At 73.4% G+C, this 17,703-nt stretch carries 22 protein-coding genes and 1 riboswitch; of the genes, 11 read left to right on the forward strand and 11 right to left on the reverse strand.

The genetic code is table 11. The annotated features are described in order from the left end of the window. Positions 1–109: 109 nt before the first annotated feature. The gene (locus ACZ7GX_RS12315) at positions 110–631 is read right to left on the reverse strand and encodes a GbsR/MarR family transcriptional regulator (protein WP_498775778.1); all 522 of its coding nucleotides are present in this window, start codon (positions 629–631) and stop codon (positions 110–112) included. 94 nt (positions 632–725) lie between these two features. Here ACZ7GX_RS12315 and ACZ7GX_RS12320 point away from each other — a divergent pair, with 94 nt between their 5' ends. Genes ACZ7GX_RS12320 through ACZ7GX_RS12335 form a run of 4 tightly spaced genes read left to right on the forward strand, consistent with a single transcriptional unit; the run spans position 726 to position 5,038 of the window. Then, complete coding sequence (locus tag ACZ7GX_RS12320; RefSeq protein ID WP_498775781.1) at positions 726–1,643, forward strand: ABC transporter ATP-binding protein; 918 nt, start codon at positions 726–728, stop codon at positions 1,641–1,643. Then, on the forward strand, positions 1,640–3,232 hold the full coding sequence (locus tag ACZ7GX_RS12325; protein ID WP_498775783.1) for an ABC transporter permease: 1,593 nt from the start codon (positions 1,640–1,642) through the stop codon (positions 3,230–3,232). The genes ACZ7GX_RS12320 and ACZ7GX_RS12325 overlap by 4 nt, the downstream gene beginning before the upstream one ends. Positions 3,233–3,284: 52 nt before the next feature. Further along, positions 3,285–3,842, forward strand: a complete 558-nt coding sequence (locus ACZ7GX_RS12330; RefSeq protein WP_498775785.1) for an ArsR/SmtB family transcription factor — start codon at positions 3,285–3,287, stop codon at positions 3,840–3,842. Next, complete coding sequence (locus ACZ7GX_RS12335; protein WP_498775787.1) at positions 3,839–5,038, forward strand: MFS transporter; 1,200 nt, start codon at positions 3,839–3,841, stop codon at positions 5,036–5,038. Before ACZ7GX_RS12330 ends, ACZ7GX_RS12335 begins: the two co-directional genes overlap by 4 nt. Here ACZ7GX_RS12335 and ACZ7GX_RS12340 read toward each other — a convergent pair. Further along, positions 4,992–6,155, reverse strand: coding sequence for an MFS transporter (locus ACZ7GX_RS12340; protein ID WP_498775789.1), 1,164 nt, complete (start codon positions 6,153–6,155; stop codon positions 4,992–4,994). The genes ACZ7GX_RS12335 and ACZ7GX_RS12340 overlap by 47 nt on opposite strands. A gap of 109 nt (positions 6,156–6,264) precedes the next feature. Further along, complete coding sequence (locus tag ACZ7GX_RS12345) at positions 6,265–7,161, reverse strand: PAC2 family protein (RefSeq protein WP_498775791.1); 897 nt, start codon at positions 7,159–7,161, stop codon at positions 6,265–6,267. A 190-nt stretch (positions 7,162–7,351) separates the two neighbouring features. Here ACZ7GX_RS12345 and ACZ7GX_RS12350 point away from each other — a divergent pair, with 190 nt between their 5' ends. Both ACZ7GX_RS12350 and ACZ7GX_RS12355 read left to right on the forward strand, forming a co-directional pair. After that, on the forward strand, positions 7,352–7,603 hold the full coding sequence (locus ACZ7GX_RS12350) for a homocysteine S-methyltransferase family protein (protein ID WP_498775793.1): 252 nt from the start codon (positions 7,352–7,354) through the stop codon (positions 7,601–7,603). Positions 7,604–7,668: 65 nt separating this feature from the next. Beyond that, positions 7,669–8,334 (forward strand): HAD family hydrolase, encoded by a 666-nt coding sequence (locus ACZ7GX_RS12355; protein ID WP_498775795.1) that lies wholly within the window; start codon positions 7,669–7,671, stop codon positions 8,332–8,334. 14 nt (positions 8,335–8,348) lie between these two features. Here ACZ7GX_RS12355 and ACZ7GX_RS12360 read toward each other — a convergent pair whose 3' ends face one another. The 3 genes from ACZ7GX_RS12360 to ACZ7GX_RS12370 form a co-directional block, all read right to left on the reverse strand. After that, positions 8,349–9,083, reverse strand: a complete 735-nt coding sequence (locus ACZ7GX_RS12360; protein WP_498775797.1) for a CbtA family protein — start codon at positions 9,081–9,083, stop codon at positions 8,349–8,351. A gap of 11 nt (positions 9,084–9,094) precedes the next feature. Then, a complete protein-coding gene (locus tag ACZ7GX_RS12365) occupies positions 9,095–9,280 on the reverse strand; it encodes a CbtB domain-containing protein (protein ID WP_498775799.1) in 186 nt (61 codons plus the stop codon). 31 nt (positions 9,281–9,311) lie between these two features. Then, positions 9,312–9,495, reverse strand: a riboswitch (cobalamin riboswitch). 38 nt (positions 9,496–9,533) lie between these two features. Continuing rightward, complete coding sequence (locus ACZ7GX_RS12370; protein WP_498775801.1) at positions 9,534–10,190, reverse strand: (2Fe-2S)-binding protein; 657 nt, start codon at positions 10,188–10,190, stop codon at positions 9,534–9,536. Positions 10,191–10,208: 18 nt separating this feature from the next. Between ACZ7GX_RS12370 and ACZ7GX_RS12375 the strand changes: the two genes are divergently transcribed. Both ACZ7GX_RS12375 and ACZ7GX_RS12380 read left to right on the forward strand, forming a co-directional pair. Continuing rightward, positions 10,209–10,826 (forward strand): LysE family translocator, encoded by a 618-nt coding sequence (locus ACZ7GX_RS12375; protein WP_498775803.1) that lies wholly within the window; start codon positions 10,209–10,211, stop codon positions 10,824–10,826. Positions 10,827–10,882: 56 nt separating this feature from the next. Then, a complete protein-coding gene (locus ACZ7GX_RS12380) occupies positions 10,883–11,632 on the forward strand; it encodes a nucleotidyltransferase domain-containing protein (protein ID WP_498775805.1) in 750 nt (249 codons plus the stop codon). A gap of 65 nt (positions 11,633–11,697) precedes the next feature. On the opposite strand, the gene ACZ7GX_RS12385 is transcribed toward ACZ7GX_RS12380, so the two are convergent. Next, positions 11,698–12,873, reverse strand: a complete 1,176-nt coding sequence (locus ACZ7GX_RS12385; RefSeq protein WP_498775807.1) for a GNAT family N-acetyltransferase — start codon at positions 12,871–12,873, stop codon at positions 11,698–11,700. A gap of 84 nt (positions 12,874–12,957) precedes the next feature. Here ACZ7GX_RS12385 and ACZ7GX_RS12390 point away from each other — a divergent pair, with 84 nt between their 5' ends. The 3 genes from ACZ7GX_RS12390 (at position 12,958) to ACZ7GX_RS12400 (ending at position 14,029) form a co-directional block, all read left to right on the forward strand. Continuing rightward, entirely contained in the window at positions 12,958–13,413 is a 456-nt protein-coding gene (locus ACZ7GX_RS12390; protein ID WP_498775809.1) for an N-acetyltransferase, read from the forward strand. A 68-nt stretch (positions 13,414–13,481) separates the two neighbouring features. Further along, positions 13,482–13,745: a phosphoribosyl-ATP diphosphatase gene (locus ACZ7GX_RS12395; protein WP_033434999.1), complete on the forward strand. Its 264-nt coding sequence runs from the start codon at positions 13,482–13,484 to the stop codon at positions 13,743–13,745. Next, entirely contained in the window at positions 13,742–14,029 is a 288-nt protein-coding gene (locus tag ACZ7GX_RS12400; protein ID WP_498775811.1) for an antibiotic biosynthesis monooxygenase family protein, read from the forward strand. The genes ACZ7GX_RS12395 and ACZ7GX_RS12400 overlap by 4 nt, the downstream gene beginning before the upstream one ends. On the opposite strand, the gene ACZ7GX_RS12405 is transcribed toward ACZ7GX_RS12400, so the two are convergent. The 4 genes from ACZ7GX_RS12405 to ACZ7GX_RS12420 form a co-directional block, all read right to left on the reverse strand. Next, the gene (locus ACZ7GX_RS12405) at positions 14,014–14,646 is read right to left on the reverse strand and encodes a phosphoribosyltransferase (protein WP_498775813.1); all 633 of its coding nucleotides are present in this window, start codon (positions 14,644–14,646) and stop codon (positions 14,014–14,016) included. The genes ACZ7GX_RS12400 and ACZ7GX_RS12405 overlap by 16 nt on opposite strands. 43 nt (positions 14,647–14,689) lie before the next feature. Beyond that, a complete protein-coding gene (locus ACZ7GX_RS12410; RefSeq protein ID WP_498776126.1) occupies positions 14,690–15,466 on the reverse strand; it encodes a thioesterase family protein in 777 nt (258 codons plus the stop codon). A gap of 71 nt (positions 15,467–15,537) precedes the next feature. Beyond that, on the reverse strand, positions 15,538–16,404 hold the full coding sequence (locus tag ACZ7GX_RS12415) for a RecB family exonuclease (RefSeq protein ID WP_498775815.1): 867 nt from the start codon (positions 16,402–16,404) through the stop codon (positions 15,538–15,540). Between the two features lie 56 nt (positions 16,405–16,460). Next, a complete protein-coding gene (locus tag ACZ7GX_RS12420; protein ID WP_498775817.1) occupies positions 16,461–17,636 on the reverse strand; it encodes an FAD-dependent monooxygenase in 1,176 nt (391 codons plus the stop codon). Positions 17,637–17,703: the final 67 nt, after the last annotated feature.

A 17,703-nucleotide genomic window follows, 5' to 3' on the forward strand; every position in this document is an offset into this window, starting at 1 on the left:
CCGCGCGAACGGGTGGAGCGACCTGGTCACATGCATGGTCGGGACAAAACCGGTCGCCCGTTAGCGCCGATAGTCGTAACTACGTCGAATCAGGTTCGATCCAGCACGATCACGAGGGTTCGGAGGGCCGGTCGGGTGAACCCGGCGCGCCCAGTCGCTCGTCCCGGTACGTCCGCCAGTGCTTGAGCATGTTCGGCAGCTCGGCGTGGAAGAACTCGAAGAACATGAGGGTCTCGGTGATCCGCCTGCCCGCGGGCGTGTCGGCGCCGAGCGCGCTGATGCCCTCCTTGAGCGGCCCGGTCATCCGGCGGAGCATCTCGTCGCGGCGGAACAGCGCCTCGTACCAGAGGTCGTCGAGCACGCGGTAGATGTCGCGGCGCGTGCCCGTCTCCCGCTCCCGGCTCACCAGGCCGACCTGGGTGAGGTACCGGACCGCGCCGGAGATGGCGGCGGGGGAGACGCGCAGCAGGTCGGCCAGCTCGGCGGAGGTCATCTCGCCGGAGTCGGCGGCGAGCAGCGCGACGAACACCCTGGCGGGCATCCTCGCCATGCCGGACTCGGTGAACACCGAGGAGAAGCGCTCGATGAAGCGCAGCACGGCCTGGTCGTCCCGCTCGTCCACCTGTGTCACCGCCGGATCATCCCTTCGAGGTCCGCTGACCGGGTGGCAGTTTATACGCTTCCTTAACTTCACGACTTTGTGAAATGACTGTAACTTACCGTCCATGACTGCTGCCATATCCGTGTCGGGCCTGGTCAAGACCTTCGGCCCGACGCGTGCGCTCGACGGTCTCGACCTGACCGTCCGCGAGGGGGAGGTGCACGGCTTCCTCGGCCCCAACGGGTCGGGCAAGTCAACCACCATCCGCGTCCTGCTGGGCCTGCTGCGCGCCGACGCGGGCTCCGCGTCGCTGCTGGGCGGCGACCCGTGGCGCGACACGGCCGAGCTGCACCGCAGGCTCGCCTACGTGCCCGGCGACGTGAGCCTGTGGCCGAACCTGACCGGCGGCGAGGTGATCGACCTGCTGGGCAGGCTGCGCGGCGGGCTGAACGAGAAGCGCCGCGCCGAGCTGCTGGAGCGCTTCGAGCTGGACCCGCGCAAGAAGGGCCGCGCCTACTCCAAGGGCAACCGGCAGAAGGTGGCCCTGGTCGCGGCGCTGGCCTCGGACGTGGAGCTGCTGATCCTGGACGAGCCGACCTCCGGGCTCGACCCGCTGATGGAGGCCGTGTTCCAGGAGGCGGTGAACGAGCTGCGCGGCGAGCGGACCGTGCTGCTGTCCAGCCACATCCTGGCCGAGGTCGAGGCGCTGTGCGACCGGGTCAGCATCATCCGCAACGGCCGCACCGTCGAGACCGGCACGTTGGCCGACCTGCGCCACCTCACCCGCACCAGCGTCTCCGCCGAGGTGGTCGGCGAGCCGTCCGGGCTGGCCGGGCTGACCGGCGTGCACGACCTGGTGGTCGAGGGGAACCGGGTGCGGTTCGAGGTCGACACCGACCACCTGGACGCGGCGCTGCGCGCGTTGGTCGGCAGCGGGGTCCGCACGCTGACCAGCCAGCCGCCCACGCTGGAGGAGCTGTTCCTGCGCCACTACGAGGACGAGCTGCCCGCCGGGCAGGCCGAGGGGGCGATGTCGTCGTGACCGGCCTCGGCTCGCTGGTGCGCCTGGCGCTGCGCCGCGACCGGCTGCTGCTGGCCGTCTGGACCCTCGGCCTGGTCGGCATCACGCTGTCGACCGCGTCGACCGTCGGCGAGCTGTACGGCTCGCCCGAGTCGCGGCAGCAGCTGGGCGCGACGGCGGGCAGCAACCCGGCGTTCCTGGCCATGCTCGGCCCGCTCTACGACGCGTCGACGACCGGCGGCGTGCTGGCCTGGCGGTGGGGCGTGTTCGGCGCGCTGCTCGTCGGCCTGATGTGCCTGTTCCTGGTCACCCGGCACACCAGGGCGGAGGAGGAGTCGGGCCGGCTGGAGCTGATCGGCTCGGCCGTCGTCTCCCGGCACGCGCCGCTGGCCGCCGCCGTGGTGGTGGCGCTGCTGGCGAGCACCGTGATCGGCCTGCTCGTCGCGCTCGGCCTGACCGGTCTCGGCGAGTCGGCGTCCGGGTCGTTCGCGCTCGGCCTCGCGTTCGCGTCCGTCGGCTGGGTGTTCACCGGCGTCGGCGCGGTCAGCGCGCAGCTGTCGGAGAGCGCGCGCACGGCCAACTCGATCTCCGGCGCCGTGCTCGGTGTCGCCTACCTGCTGCGGGCCGTCGGCGACGCGGCGGGCGACGAGGGGCCGACGTGGCTGACCTGGCTGTCGCCGCTGGGGTGGCTGGAGCTGACGAGGGCGTTCGCGGGCGACCGGTACTGGGTGCTGCTGCTGCCGGTGGCGTTGTTCGCGGTGCTGATCGCGGTCGCGTCGACGTTGGTGACCAAGCGCGACCTCGGCGGCGGCCTGCTGCCCACCCGGCTCGGCCCGGCCCGCGCGCCCGGCTCGCTGGGCAGCGCGTTCGGCCTGGCCTGGCGGTTGCAGCGGGGCATGCTGATCGGCTGGACGCTGAGCCTGTTCGTGCTCGGCGCCGTCTACGGGTCGGTCGCGCGCGGCGTCGAGCAGATGCTGGAGGCCAACCCGGCGTTGCAGAAGATCATCGCGCAGCTGGGCGGCGCCGGCGCGATCGTCGACGTCTACCTGGCGTCGATCATCGGCATCATCGCCCTGTTCAGCGCGATCTACGTGGTGCAGTCGACGTTGCGGCTGCGCACCGAGGAGACCGAGTTCCGGGCCGAGCCGGTGCTGGCCACGCCGGTCAGCCGGTTCGCGTGGGTCGGCGGCCACCTGCTGTTCGCGACCGTCGGCACGGCCGTCGTGCTGGCCGCCGCGGGCCTGGGCGCGGGGCTGGTGCACGGCGCGCGCGTCGGGGACGTCGGCGGCCAGGTCGTGCGGTTGGTCGGCGCGGCGTTGACGCACGTCCCGGCGGTCTGGGTGGTCGCGGGCCTCGCGCTGGCGCTGTTCGCGCTGGCGCCGAAGCTGGCGTCGGCGAGCTGGGCGGTGATCGTGGTGTTCCTGGTGCTCGGCCAGCTCGGGCCGCTGCTCCAGCTCGACCAGTGGGCCATGGACCTCTCGCCGTTCACGCACATCCCCAAGGTTCCGGGCGCGGACGTGACCGCGACGCCGCTGCTGTGGTTGACGCTGGTCGCGGCGGCGCTGGTGGCGGTCGGCTTCGTCGGGTTCCGGCGGCGGGACGTCGGCTGAGGATCTGAAAGGACTCTTTCGAAAGAACTCTTTCAGGTATACCGTCGGGGCCATGGATCTCCCAGGGCCCCGACGGGTCACCGATGCCGACGCGCTGAAGGCGATGGCGCACCCGCTGCGCGTGTCGCTGCTGAACCACCTGCTGGCGTTCGGTCCCCGCACGGCGAGCGAGTGCGCCGAGGCGGTCGGGTCGACCGCCTCCAACTGCAGCTGGCACCTGCGGCAGCTGGCGAAGTCCGGTTTCGTCGAACGGGTCGAGGCGGGCGACGGGCGGGAACGGCCGTGGCGGGCCACCTCGGTCGGCTACGACGTCGGCGCGTTCGACGACGACCCGGAGGTGCGCACCCAGCAGGACGCGCTGATCGCGTTGGGCCTCAACGAGGACAACCGGCTGGTCCAGCGCTTCCTGGACCGGCAGCACGAGCTGCCGCGCGAGTGGCTGGAAGCCTCCGCGATGCACGGCTACACGGTCAACGTGACCGCCGAGGAGCTCTCCGGCCTGCTCGGCATGATCGACGACATCCTGCGGCCGTACCTGGTGCCGGTGCGCCGGGACGTGCCCGAGGGGGCGCTGCCCGCGCACGTCGGGATCCGGGCGTTCCCGCGGTGAACGGGCCGCTGGGTGTGCCCGCGTTCCGCCGGCTGTGGGTCGCCGGGTTCGTCTCCGAGATCGGCGACTGGGTGCTGCTGGTCGCGCTCCCGGTCTACGTGTACCAGCGCACCGGCTCGGCGGCGGCGACCGCGACGACGTTCGTGGTGGCGCTGCTGCCGAGCCTGGCGCTGTCGCCGCTGGCCGGCGTGCTGGCCGACCGGTGGGACCGGCGGAAGCTGATGCTGCTGGTGAGCCTCGCGCAGGCGGTCGCCCTGCTGCCGCTGCTGACCGGCGACCTGGTGCTGGTGAACGTGGTCACGGCGGTGCAGGCCGCGTTGGCGGCGTTGTTCGAACCGGCCAAGAACGCGTTGCTGCCTACGCTGGTGCCGCGGGACCAGGTGCCGGCGGCCAACGGGCTGGTGGGCCTGAACGCCAACCTGGCGCGGCTGGTCGGCGCCTCGCTCGGCGGCCTGCTCCTGGGGTACACCGGGCTGGCGGGCGTGGTGCTGGCGGACGTGGCGTCGTTCCTGCTCGCGGCGGCCCTGCTGGCGACCCTCGGCACGGAGGACCCCGTCCGTGCGGCGGGGAAACCCGCGTGGCGGGCCTGGCTGGACGGCCTGCGGGAGATCCGCGGCCCGTTGCGGCCGATGGTCGCCGTGGTCGTGTTGATGGCGACCGGCCAGGGCCTGTTCGTGGTGCTGTTCGTGGTGTTCGTGACCGAACGGCTCGGCGGCGGGGCGGCCGAGGTGGGGTTGCTGCGCGGCGTGCAGGCGGTGGGCGGGTTGCTCGGCGGCCTGCTGGTCGGCGCGCTGGCCCGCCGGCTCGAGCCCGGCAGGCTCCTGGGCGTGTCGCTGGTCGGCTTCGCCGCGGTCGCCGCGCTCGGCTGGAACGGGCCGCACGTGACCACCGCGCTGGTGTTCTACCTGGCCGCGTTCGTGGTGGTGGGCGTGCCGGGCGTGATCGCGGGCGCCGGGATGATGTCGGTGCTCCAGTTGCACGCCTCCGACGAGGTGCGCGGCCGGGTGATGGCGACGTTCGTCAGCCTCTACGACGGCGGTCAGGCGCTCGGCATGGTGCTCGCCGGCGCCCTCACGCCCGTGCTCGGCCTGTCCGCGCTGCTCAACGGCCAGGCCGCGCTCTACCTGGCGGCCGGCGTGCTGGCGCTGCTCACCCTCGGCGCCCGGGTTCCGGCCAGGGGCGTGACCGGCGGCTGAGCAGCAGGACGGGCGGGACGGTCAGCACCAGCCCGGCGGGCACGAGGAACGCGCTCACCGGGTCGAGGGCGTACAGCGGCACGAACGCCACCGGCGACACCGCGCCACCCAGGAACCGCAACGACTGCACCACCGACACCGACCCGCCCCGGTTCGCCTCGTCCGAGGACAGCACCAGCGCGTTCAGCCCGACGACCACCGCCTGGCTGAACGCGCCCGCCGCCGCCCACGACAGCCCGACCGCGACCACCGACGGCAGCACGCCGACGCCGACCAGCAGCACCCCGCCGACCGCCGCGCCGACCACCGCCCACCGCCGCGCGCCGAACCGGTCGATCGACCACCCCGTCAGCCGTGCGGTGAAGATCCCGACCAGCCCGAACCCGGTCAGCACCAGCCCTCGTTGCCCCGCGCTCAACCCGAACGAGTCACCCAACCGCAGTGCCACCAGGAACGACAGCCCGCCCAGGCAACCCCAGGCCACGAACCCGACCGCGGCCGGCCGCAACGTCCGGGCCCGCCAGGCGCTGCGCAGCCGGGGACGTGCGGCGTCGCGCGGCAGGTCGGCGGGCAACCCGACCACCGCCAACGCGCCCGCCACCACCGCCGCGCCGACGAACGCCCACCGCCACGACGCCTCGGCCGCCAACCCGCCCAGCAACGGCGCGGAGGTCTGCCCGGCGGCCTGCATGGACGCGAACACGCCCAGCGCCCGCCCCAACCGGGCCTTCGGCGTCACCGCCGCGATCGCGGCCAGCAGCAGGGGAGTGGTGAACGCGTTGGCCGCACCCTGCACGGCCCGCCCGCCCATCAACGCGGGGAACGACCACGACACCGCGCACAACGCCGAGGCCAGGACGTAGACGGCGTACGCGATGCGCACGGTCCGTCGTGCGCCCCACCGCTCACCCAACGTGCCGGAGACCAGCATGAGCAGCGCGAACGGCACCAGGTACCCGGTCAGCGTGGCCGCCGCCGCGCCGGCGGAGATGCCGAAGTCCCCGCCGACCTCGGGCAGCACGGACGTCGTCATCGCGCCACCGAAGGGCCCGAGGAACCCACCGGCGTACAACGCCGCGACCCGGACCCGGGACTTGTCCACAGGAGCCGATTTCACCGGCGACATCGTCGGTCCTGCGTGGCAGGGTAAAAGCAGGGGTCCCCTCGGCGAGTACCTCCGCGAAGCCGCGCGGTCCGGCAGGTCCGGGTCGTCGGGTCGGGCGGAGTCACATCCCGGTCGGCCCGCGGCCCGGACCGCGGCCGCGCCGCCGCAGGTACCGCTCGAACTCGGCCGCGATCGCGTCACCGCTCGCCTCGGTGATCTGGAGCTCCGCGTCCCCGCGCTCCTCCAACGCCCGCACGTAGTTGCGCACGTCCTCGTCCTCGTCGGCCATCTCGCTGACCGTGCGCTCCCACTCCTCGGCCTGCTCGGGCAGCGCGCCGAGCGGCACCTCGACGTCCAGCACCTCCTCGACCCGGTGCAGCAGCGCCAGCGTCGCCTTCGGCGAGGGCGGCTGGGACACGTAGTGCGGCACGGCCGCCCAGAACGAGATCGCGGGCACGCCCGCCTGCACGCACAGGTCCTGGAACACGCCGACGATCCCGGTCGGCCCCTCGTACCGCGACCGCTCCAGCCCGTACTTCGCCGCCGCCGCCTCGTCGTACGCCGTCCCCGTCACGGGCACCGGCCGGGTGTGCGGGGTGTCCATCAGCAGCGCACCCAGCGTGACCACGGTGGTCACGCCCAGGTCCTCGATGTGGCCGAGCAGCTCGGCGGCGAACTTCCGCCACCGCATGTTCGGTTCGATCCCGTGCACGAGCACCACGTCGGTGGACGACCCGGGCGGGCGGCAGACCGACAGGCGGGTCGTCGGGAATTCAACCCGTCGGGTGACACCGTCCACCAGTCGGACGGTGGGTCGGGTCACCTGGAAGTCGTAGTAGTCGTCCGGATCGATCTCCGCCAACGGCGTCGCGTCCCACGTGAGTTGCAGGTGTTCGATCGCCGTGCTGGCGGCGTCGCCAGCATCGTTCCACCCCTCGAACGCCGCCACCATGATCGGGTTGGTGAGCGGTTTGCTGGGGTCGAAGGGGGTCTGGGCGGCCTGGTCCGGATCGGTCACGCGGCCAGACTACGACCCCTGCCGCACACCCGACGCCGTAGGCTTGGCGCATGTCGGTTCGTGTCCCGCCGCCTTCCCCGGGCGCGCCCGCCGACCGCGTCCACCTCACGGCGGGCGTCACGGGCCCCGAGCCCCGGCCCGCCGATCCGAACCACGATGATTTCGCAGGTCACGAGGGTGCGACGAGATCGTGGACGTGATCACGTCCGATGTCGCGCGCCAAGCCCGCCGCGGCCACCACGAAGCCGGCGCGGACGTCGTGAAGACCAACACCTTCGGGGCCGATCCCGTCGAGCGGGACGTCACGGAGAAGATCGTCGGATTGTCACGTCGGGGTGCCGAACTCGCACGTGAGGCCGTGCCGGGCACGGCGCCGGGTTCGTCCTCGACCCGGCCGGACCGGGCGCCGACCCTCCCACCCTCGGTCACGCTCCGTGCGTAACAGTCCGGGATACTTGCGTCGAACAGGTGAAGGACACGACCACGCGTGATCAACGAAGGACGTACATGACGGTCGAGGCTGTGCTGTGGGACATGGACGGCACGCTGCTGGACTCCGAGAAGCTGTGGGACATCCCGCTCTACGAGTTCGTCGAGAAGCTGGGCGGCACGCTGTCTCTCGCGACCAGGCAGGCGATGGTCGGGTCGAGCGTGCCCCGGACGATGTCGATGCTGTTCGCGGAAGTGGGCGTCGAGCGGCCGTCCGAGGAGGACGTCGCCGACGGCGCGGCGTGGATCATGCGGCGCACCGAGGAGGTGTTCCGCGCCGGGCTGCCGTGGCGGCCGGGCGCGCGTGAGGCGTTGCGCGCGGTCCGCGACTCGGGCGTGCCGATGGCGCTGGTGACGTCGACCGAGCGGCAGTTGACCGAGGTCGCGCTGGACACCATCGGGCGCGACCTGTTCGACGTCACGGTGTGCGGCGACGAGGTGGACCGCCGCAACAAGCCGCTGCCCGAGCCGTACCTGAAGGCCGCCCGGCTGCTCGGCGTCGACCCGACCCGGTGCGTCGCGATCGAGGACTCGCCGACGGGCGTCGCCTCCGCCGTGGCCGCCGGCTGCACGGTCCTGGTCGTGCCGTGCGACGTGCCGGTCGAGCCGGGCGAGCGCCGCGTGTTCCGGGAGTCCCTGGTGGGGGTGGACCTGGAGGCGCTCGCCCGGCTGCTGGACGGCTGAGACCGACCAGCCTGCTAGACGGCCGACCTGGCCCGTCTCGTGGCCGGGTCGACCAGCAGGCCGAACACGACGCCGAGGCCGAGCCACAGCGTGGCCGTCTCGGCGAGGGAGGCCAGCCGGAACTCCCACAGCACGCTGCCCGGCAGGTCGGACGGCACGGCGTCCGGCGTCGCCGGGAACGCGACCAGCAGCACGACCACCGCCGCCACCACGGCCGAGGCCACGGCGGTGGCCCGGACCGGCGTGCCGAGGCGGCCCAACCGGGAGGCCAGGTAGCTCGCCCCGACCGCGACCAGCAGCCCGGCCGCGATCAGCCCCAGGTAGAGCACGGTGCGGTACTCGACCGTGTCCGGGTCGCCCACCGCCGGCGGGTTGGCCGGGTACTTCACCGCGGGCAGCAGCGCCGCCGCCCCGAACGCCGCCGCCGACAGCGCCACCGCCCGGACGAACGGCGCCTTCGAGGCGAACCAGCGCCGCGACCCCGCGTAGGCGGTGGCGAACAGAGCGCCGACGGCGACGCCCACCACGACCGCGGCGAGCACACCGCCGACCACCTGCGTGCCGCGGCTGAACAGCTCGCCGTGCCCGTGACCCGCGTCGGGCGCCGCGGGCCGGGCCTGCTCGACGGCCAGCGCCGCCCGGATCGGCGCCTCGACCACCAGCACGCCGACCAGGCCCGCGAGCAGCCCGGCCACCGCGCCCGCGCCGAGACCGCGCAGCAACAGGCCCTTGTAGGTGTTCGTCGACATGGCGCCCGCGCCTAGTGGCACGGGACGCCGAGCGCGTGGCGCCCGTCGTGGAAGAACTCGTGCACGGTCTCGGCGGCGTGGCCGAGCGCGATGCCGTTCTCCTGCAGGACCAGCCAGGTCACGGTCAACGCGACCAGCGCGACGGCGTAGGCCCACTTGGGGACGGGAGTGGAAAGGGGGTGCGCGGGGCTCGTCATGACGGCCTCCTCCATACCTCGTGGAAGGTCAACAACAACTCGTGCCGCAGCCGGTCTCCTGACTCCCGGATCGACGCCGTCCCCGCGTCTTCCCAGCCGCTGAGCGCGGCCAGTGACGTTCTCGGCGGGTTGGCTCCCCGGTCACAGTGGCGAGGACCGCGCCGGATTCACACCGGCTTCCCGTCCACTGCGGCGCTGCGACCGTAGAGGTGGATCGAGGGCCGGCACAACCGACCAGACGAGTTGTCGTCGCTCACCTCCGACGAGCCGGCAACGGGCAGTCACCGCACGTGCCGCCGCCGTCGAGCCGGTAGTACAGGCAGCAGCTGCGCCGCCGGAACGCGATCTCGCCGGGGAACGGGATGAACTCGCCGGTGTCCTTGAGCGGTGGGTCGGCGAACAGCTCGGCGGCCAGCGCGTCGCAGTCGACGCCGCTGCGGCTGATCGTGCGCAGCGCGCCCGCCATGGACGACCCCGCGTTGCCCCACAGCAGGCCGCGGGCCACCGGCGTGACCGCGTGCACCGCCTCGACCACCGGCTCCAGCGACTCGGCGATGCCGACGCCGGCGACGGGGTCCTTGAGCCGGACCTGGAGCCCTTCGGGGGTGTAGCGCCACCACAGGTTGGCCGGGCGGATGTCGGGCACGTCCCCGCCGACCGCGCGTGCGGCGACGACCGGGCTCAGCAGCCGCGCGGTGTAGCCGAGGAAGAACAACGACGCGGCGACCCGCCGTTCCCCGGTGCGGTACCGGGCGGAGATCCGGTCGAGGGCGTGGGGCAGGGCGGGGCCGTGCGACAGGGCCACGCCGTCGTGCCAGCTGTCGTCGGGCCGGCCGACGTCCAGGGCGAAGAACGGGCTGAGGCCGCGGACCTGCCGCAGGGTGGCCAGGACTCGGGCGAACTCGGACACGTGACCTAGTCTGCCGCCGTGGACGCACTGGGGTTGGGACTGGCCCTCGGCCTGGCCGCGAGCATCAGCCCCGGTCCGCTGTTGGTGCTGGTGGTGACGTCGGCGCTGCGGTCGGGCTGGAGGGCCGGCGCCCTGACCGCCTGCGCGCCGCTGCTGTCGGACGCCGCCGTGGTCGCCGTGACCCTGCTCCTGCTGGACCGCCTGCCGGGGCGGGCGCTGGGCGTGCTCGGCGTCGTCGGCGCGGTGTTCGTCGTGTGGACCGGCGTGCAGACCGTCCGCGACGCCCGCTCGGCCTCACTGACCGCCCAGCCCTCGCCCGACCAACCTCCGCCGGATGCCGCGGCCCTGCGCCGAGCGGTGCTGGTGAACCTGCTCAGCCCGCACCCGTGGATCGCGTGGGCGACCGCGCTCGGCCCCCTCACCATCACCACTTGGCGCACGTCAGCGGTCGCGGGCGTGGCGTTGCTGACCGGGTTCTACCTCACCCTGGTCGGCGGCAAGGTCGTGATCGCCCTGCTCGTCGCACGTGGACGCCGCAGGCTCGGCGACACCGGCTACCGTCGCACGCTCGCCGCCACCGGCGTGCTGCTCGTGCTCGCGGGCGTGGCGATGGGAGTCGAGTTCGCGACCCTCTGACCGCGAAATTCGGCTGACGCGGCCCCCGGCCGGCGGCTATGCATGTCGCCGTGCCCATGACCGACGAAACGTTCCTCGACCACGTCGCCGACCGGCTCGCGGCCCTGCCCGCCGTGCACGCCGTCACCCTCGGCGGATCGCGTGCCCAAGGCACCGGCACCCCGGACAGCGACTGGGACCTCGCCGTCTACTACCGGGGCGCCTTCGACCCCGCCGACCTGCGCGCGGTCGGGTGGGAGGGGCAGGTCTCGGAGATCGGCGAGTGGGGCGGCGGCGTCTTCAACGGCGGAGCCTGGCTCACCGTGGACGGCCGGCGCGTCGACGTCCACTACCGCGACCTCGACGTGGTCGAGCGCGAACTCGCCGAGGCCGAGCAGGGCCGCTTCCACTGGGAGCCGCTGCTGTTCCACCTCGCCGGCATCCCCAGCTACCTGGTCGTCGGCGAGCTCGCGCGGCACCGGGTGCTGCGCGGCGACCTGCCCCGCCCGACCTACCCGGAGGCGCTGCGCGCGGCGGCGCCCGCGGTCTGGCGCGAGAAGGCGGCCTTGACGCTGGACTACGCCCTCTCCGCGCACGCGCCGAGCGGCCGGCTGGCCGAGGTCGCGGCCACGCTGGTCACCGCCGCGCTCCAGACCGCGCACGCCGTGCTCGCCGCACGCGGTCAGTGGACGACGAACGAGAAGCGGCTGTTGCAGGAGGCCGGACTGCGCGGTGTCGACGAGATCGTCGCGGGACTGCGGCCGGAACCCGAGGCGTTGACCCGGGCGATCACCGAGGCGCGCGAGCTGTTCCTGGCCGCCCCCTGACCTGGCCGCCCCCTGACCTGGCCGCCCCCTGACCTGGCCGCCCCCTGACCTGGCCGCCGCCTGACCTACGGCAGGTAGAACGTCATCAGGTCGCCGCGCACCGGCGGGAACAGGGCGTGCATCAGCTCGGCGTTCGGGCCCGGGTACACGTCCGGCTCCCGCGCGGTCAGGCCGCGCAGACCGTGCGGGCCGAACAGCAGCGACGCCAGCAGGTCCGGCGCCACGCCGCCGCCACCCGCCGCGCCCGGCGCCTGCATCCGCCCGCCGGCCACCACGGGACCGACCTCGCCCGCCTTGAACGGCAGCCGCACGTGCGACCCGTAGAACGAGACCACCGCCTCGCCCTCCCGGTCGCCGAGCCCGGCCTCCCGCAACCGCCGCCCGAACACCGGCCGCAGGTGCTCCAGCACCGCCACCGGGTCGCCGATCCGCACGTAGTACGAGGCCGCGTCCGGCTCCGCGGGCCCGAGGAACGGCTCCAGCGCCTCACCCGCCACCGACCCCGGCCGCTCGGTCACCTCCTCGGCACCGGTCAACGCGAGCAGCGCGTGCGCCGCCGCCTCGTCGACGGCCGCCACCTCGCACAGCCGCGCGCCTTCGTCCGGCGGGGTGGTGCGACCCGTGGCGACCGGCACGCCGTCCCGCTCCACCAGCCACTGCGTGCTGCCGTCGCGGGCCACCAACCACCGCCACAGGCCGGGGGAGTGCGGCATCCGCAGGTCGGCCCGCGCCTGCTCGGCGTCCTGGAGCCGGGCCATCGCCGGGATGTCCTCGGCACCCGCTTCGCGCAACGCGTGCCCACCGCCGTCGGGACGGCCCGTCACCGGCCGGGTGGCCGAGATCGGGATCGCGTACGTGTAGCCGAACCGGCGGTAGAAGTACGGGATGCCGAGCATCACGTTCACCAGCTGGCCGCGCGCGGCGGACCGCTCGTGCGCCCACCCCATCAGCGCGCGCACCAGCCCGCGGCCCTCGTAGGCGCGGTCGGTGGCGACCAGCTCGACCTGGCCCGCCGGGATCTCCAGCCCGTCGAGCACCAGCGTCTCGTCCAGCAGGGTCGCGGTGGACACGACCTTGTCGCCGTCCACGACGACCGCGCACGCCTCCCAGCCCGCGTCCGGGTCCTGGACCACCAGGCGGTGGTCGACGGCGTCGGCCGGTTCGCCGCGGTCGACGAGCAGCGCGCCGATCTGCTCGAGGTCTTCGGGGCGCGCGGTCCGCAGCACCAGCCCATCGGTCATCGGTGCAGTGTGTGGGGTGTGTCGGAAATCGCGCCATCGGTTTTTCGGTGGCGGTCGCGCCCCGGCCGACGCAGAATCCGCGCCATGCCGTGGCTGCCCGCTGACTTCGCCCACCCGACGCACGTCCCGCTCGACGCCGAACACCACTTGCGGCCCATCCGCGAGTCCGATGTGGACGTCGACTACCCCGCCGTGATGGGCTCCCAGGAGCGGTTGTGGTCGCGGTACGGCGAGAAGTGGGGCTGGCCGCCCGCCGACATGACCTACGAGCACGACCGCGTCGACCTCGCCCGGCACGAACGGGAGCAGGACGCGCACGAGTCGTTCAACTACGCCCTCTTCAACGCCGACGAGACCGAGCTGTACGGCTGCGTCTACATCGACCCGGTCGAGGACCCCGGGCGCAGCGCCGACGCGCAGATCTCGTGGTGGGTGGTGGACGACCGCGTGGGCACCGACCTGGAGCGCGCGCTGGACGCGTTCGTGCCGAAGTGGATCGCGCAGGTGTGGCCCTTCACCGACCCGCACTACGGGATCTAGCGCCCGCGCCCGCCGGACCGGGGTCCTGGGTGCCTGCGACCGTTCGGGGGATGGGAGGATCAGACCCCGTGAAGACCTTCGACGAGCTGTTCGCCGAGCTGAGCGAACGCGCACGCACCCGCCCTGAGGGCTCCGCCACCGCCGCGGCTCTGGAGGCCGGGGTGCATGCGCAGGGCAAGAAGGTGCTGGAGGAGGCCGGCGAGGTCTGGATCGCCGCGGAGCACGAGTCCGACGAGCGCCTGGCCGAAGAGGTCTCCCAGCTGCTGTACCGGGTGCAGGTGCTGATGCTCGGGCGCGGTCTCACCCTCGAAGACGTCTACAAGCACCTGTGATCCTGGAAGTCGCCGCCCTCGACGTCCGCCCCGGTCTGGAGGCGGACTTCGAGCAGGCGTTCGACCAGGCTCGCGAGGTCATCGCGCAGTCGCCCGGGTTCGTCTCGGTCGACCTGCGGCGGTCGGTCGAGCACCCGTCCCGGTACCTGCTGCTCGTGCGGTGGGAACGGCTCGAGGACCACACGGTCGGCTTCCGGCAGGGGCCGCTGTACCCGCGGTGGAAGGCGCTGCTGCACCACTTCTACGACCCGTTCCCGACCGTCGAGCACTACCGCGCCCTCTGACGGCGCAGCAGTTCCACCACCTGGTCGTCGGTGGTCTGGTCGAAGTGACCGTAGAACCGGCCGACCGCCCGGAAATCCGTCCGCGGGTGCGGGCAGACCACCAGGTCGGCGTCCGCGCGCAGGGCGCGCACCGAGTCCGCCGCGCCCACCGGCACCGCGAGCACCAGGCGTCGCGGGTCCTGCCCGCGGGCTTCGCGCAGCGCGGCACGGGCCGTGACGCCGGTGGCCAGGCCGTCGTCCACGACCAGCACGTCCCGGCCTTCGAGCCGCACCGGGCCGTCCCGGTACAGCTCCAGCCGCCGCCGGGCCTCCCGTTGTTCGGCCTCGCACGTCTCGGCCAGGTCCTCGCGGGTGAGGCCGAGCATGCGCAGCGCGTCCTCGTCGAAGATCGGCTCGCCGTTCGCGGTGACCGCCCCGATGCCGTACTCGGGGTGGCCGGGCGCGCCGATCTTGCGGGCGACGGCCACGTCCAGCTCACCGCCCAGCGCGGAGGCGACCTCGAACGCCACCGGCACGCCGCCGCGGGCCAGGCCGAGCACCAGGGGATCGGTCCACGACTCGCCGGCCAGCGCCCGGGCGAGCACCCGTCCGGCGTCGAAGCGGTCCGCGAACCTCATGACCCCATGGTGCGCGCGCCGCGTGCCGGTTGCGACCGTGGGCCTAGCGCTCCCGCACGAACAACGACTGCGCGCCGTGCCCCACGGGGCCGTGCTCGTCGTGCAGGACGCTGCTCGCCACGCCGACGCCCGACGGTCCGATCACCGTGCGCGCGTCCAGGGCGAACCACTCGCCGACCGGCTCGCGGTGCAGGTGCACGGTCAGGTCGGTGTTGATCGCGTACCACGTGCGGATGTCCAGCCGGCTGGACACGCCGCTCGCCGAGTCGGCCACGGTGAACAGGCGTTGCGCCGCGGTCGGCTCCTCGCCGGCCACCACGCGCACCTGCGGCCGCGCCCACACCACCGCGTCACCGGGCGCGAAGATGCCGCCGCTGACCGAACGCCACTCCATCGCGGCCAGGTAGCCGCCCCGCCAGTGCTCCGGGACGGCCATCGGCTCGCACGTCGACGGCGCGACGAGCGGCTCACCCGCGCCGGCCGCCACCGCCGCCGTGTCGCCCGCCACGATCCGCCACGCGTTCGCCCGCAGCACCGGGCGGCCCCCGTGCGCCAGCTCGGCCGACAACAGCTCCACCGAACGCCCCGGCCGCACCACCGAGGCCGTCACGGTCAGCTCCGCGACCGGCACCGGGCCGAGCACCTCGAACGCCACCCGGGACAGCACCGCCTCCGGCCGCGGCGCGCACCGCTCCAACGCCCGCACCAGCAGCGCGGACGGCGGCCCCAGGTGCTGGCTGTCGTTGCCCCACGGACCGGTGGTGTGCCCGGTGGCGGCGAACCGGTCGGAGTCCAGCTGTTCGTAGAACGCGTCCATCAGCACGATCCCCTCAGCACAACCCCCTCGACACGACCCTTCGACGACGAACCGCTCGGCCCGGACACCGCGTGTCAGTCGGCCCGGTCCAGCGCGGTCTCCACCCCGGCGTCCGGCTCCGGCCAGCCCGGGTACGGCGGCGGCGTGCCGTCGAACGCCGGGCACAGCGCCTTGTGGTCGCAGTAGTCGCACAGCCTGCCCGGGTTCGGCCGGAAGTCGCCGGACTTCGCCGCGCGCAGGATGGCGTCCCAGATCGCCTCCAACGTGCGCTCGAACCGGGTCAGCTCCGCCTCGTCCGGCTGGTAGGCCAACGCCTGCCGGTCGGCCAGGTACATCAGCCGCAGCTGGCGCGGCACCACGCCGCGCAGCCGCCACAGCACCAGCGCGTAGAACTTCATCTGGAACAACGCCTTGGCCTCGCCGACCTCGCGCGGCGCGGCGCCCGTCTTGTAGTCGACCACCCGGATCTCGCCGGTCGGCGCCACGTCGACGCGGTCGATGTACCCGCGCAGCAGCACGCCCGAGGGCAGTTCCCACTCCACCAGCAGCTCACGGGCGTCGGCGTCGAACCGGCGCGGGTCCTCCAGGCCGAAGTAGCCGTCCAGCAGCTCCTCCGCCGACGCCAGCCACCGCTCCTGCTCCGGATCGCCCTCGGCGAACAGCTCGGCGAACTCCGGCCGCTCGGCCCGCACCCGCTCCCACGCCGGGCCGACCAGCGCCCGCGCCGTCTCCGGCAGCCGTTCGTCGGCGGGCAGGCCGAACAGGTCCTCCAGCACCGCGTGCACCACCGTGCCGCGCACCTGCGCCCTGGTCGGCTTCTCGGGCAGCCGGTCGACGGCGCGGAAGCGGTAGAGCAGCGGGCACTGCTTGAAGTCGCCCGCTCGCGAGGGCGACAGCGCTGGCCTGCGAACAGGGCGCTCGGTGATCGTCGGCACTGCCATGGCCCAGAACCATAGGCCAACCCCCCGACAAGATCGGGTCCGAACCGCGCGAGGCGCTACGCGGCGGCGCGCGCGTAGTCCAGCAGGTCGATCTTGTTCGTGATGTCCTTGCCTGCCTTCAGCATCAGGTCGAGCAGGAACTTGGTGCCCAGGAGCCCGTTGCGCGCGCGCAGGGCGAACCGGCTCGCCGGCGCCAGGAACTTCCCCGTCCGGTCACCGCCCTTCTGGCACCGCCGAGCGTAGTCGCGCATCCGGTCCTCATAACGCCGGAACGCCGTCTCGTGGTCGCCGTCCGCCGTGGCCAGCTCGCCCGCGAGCACGTACGCGCCGACCACGGCGGTGCCCGCGCCCATGCCGCCGATGGTGGCGCCGCAGGCCGCGTCGCCGACCAGCGCGACCCGCCCCCGTGACCAGGGCCGGACGTCCACCCGGCTGATCGAGTCGAAGTACAGCTCCGTCGTGTGCTCCAAGGTCACCAGCAACCGGGGCGTCCGCCACCCCACCCCGCGGAACGCGTCGTGGAGCAGCCGGCGCTGCCCTGCCACGTCGTGCCGGTCGTACTCCAGCCGCGGCGACTTGAACACCACGAACGCGCCCGGCCGGTCCGGGCCGCCGCCGGTGGACACGAGCCGTCCCGGCGCGTTGTAGCTCACCGGCTCGGCCGGCGCGTCGAAGTCGGCGGGCAGGTCCCAGCTCGCGACGTAGTAACCGAGGTGGCTGACGAACCGCTCCTCCGGCCCGAAGGCCAGCGCGCGGACCCGGGAGTGGATGCCGTCGGCGCCGATGACCAAGTCGAACGTGCGCTGAGCGCCGGAGGCGAACGTCACGTCGACGCCGTCGGGCGTCTCGGCCAACGCGGCGATCGAGTCGCCGAAGAGGTAGTCCGCCCGAGCCCTGCCGTGCTCGTAGAGCACCCGCGAGAGGTCCGAGCGCAGCACCTCGACGTCGCCGCCCGCGAACTCCGCCGGCAGGTGGAGCACGGTGCGGTCGCGCTCGTCCACGAACGTCATCGGGCTGCCGCCGGTCCGGACCTCGCGCAGCCGGTCCAGCACGCCCATCCGCTCCAGCACGGCGAGGTGCGTCTCGCCGCGGAAGTCGACCGCCGCCCCGCCGCCGCGCAGCGCGGGCGCGATCTCCACGACGGTCGGCTCGAAGCCGTAGTGCGCGAGCCAGTAGGCCAGCGCCGGTCCGGCGACGCTCGCGCCGGAGATCAGGACCTGCTTGTCGGCCATGTCCGCCCCTAACTGTGTCCATCGGAAGCAGTTCTATTTGTGTATCGTAGACACAGTTTTTTCGCGA

This window comes from Actinosynnema sp. NPDC037264 (assembly GCF_055603705.1).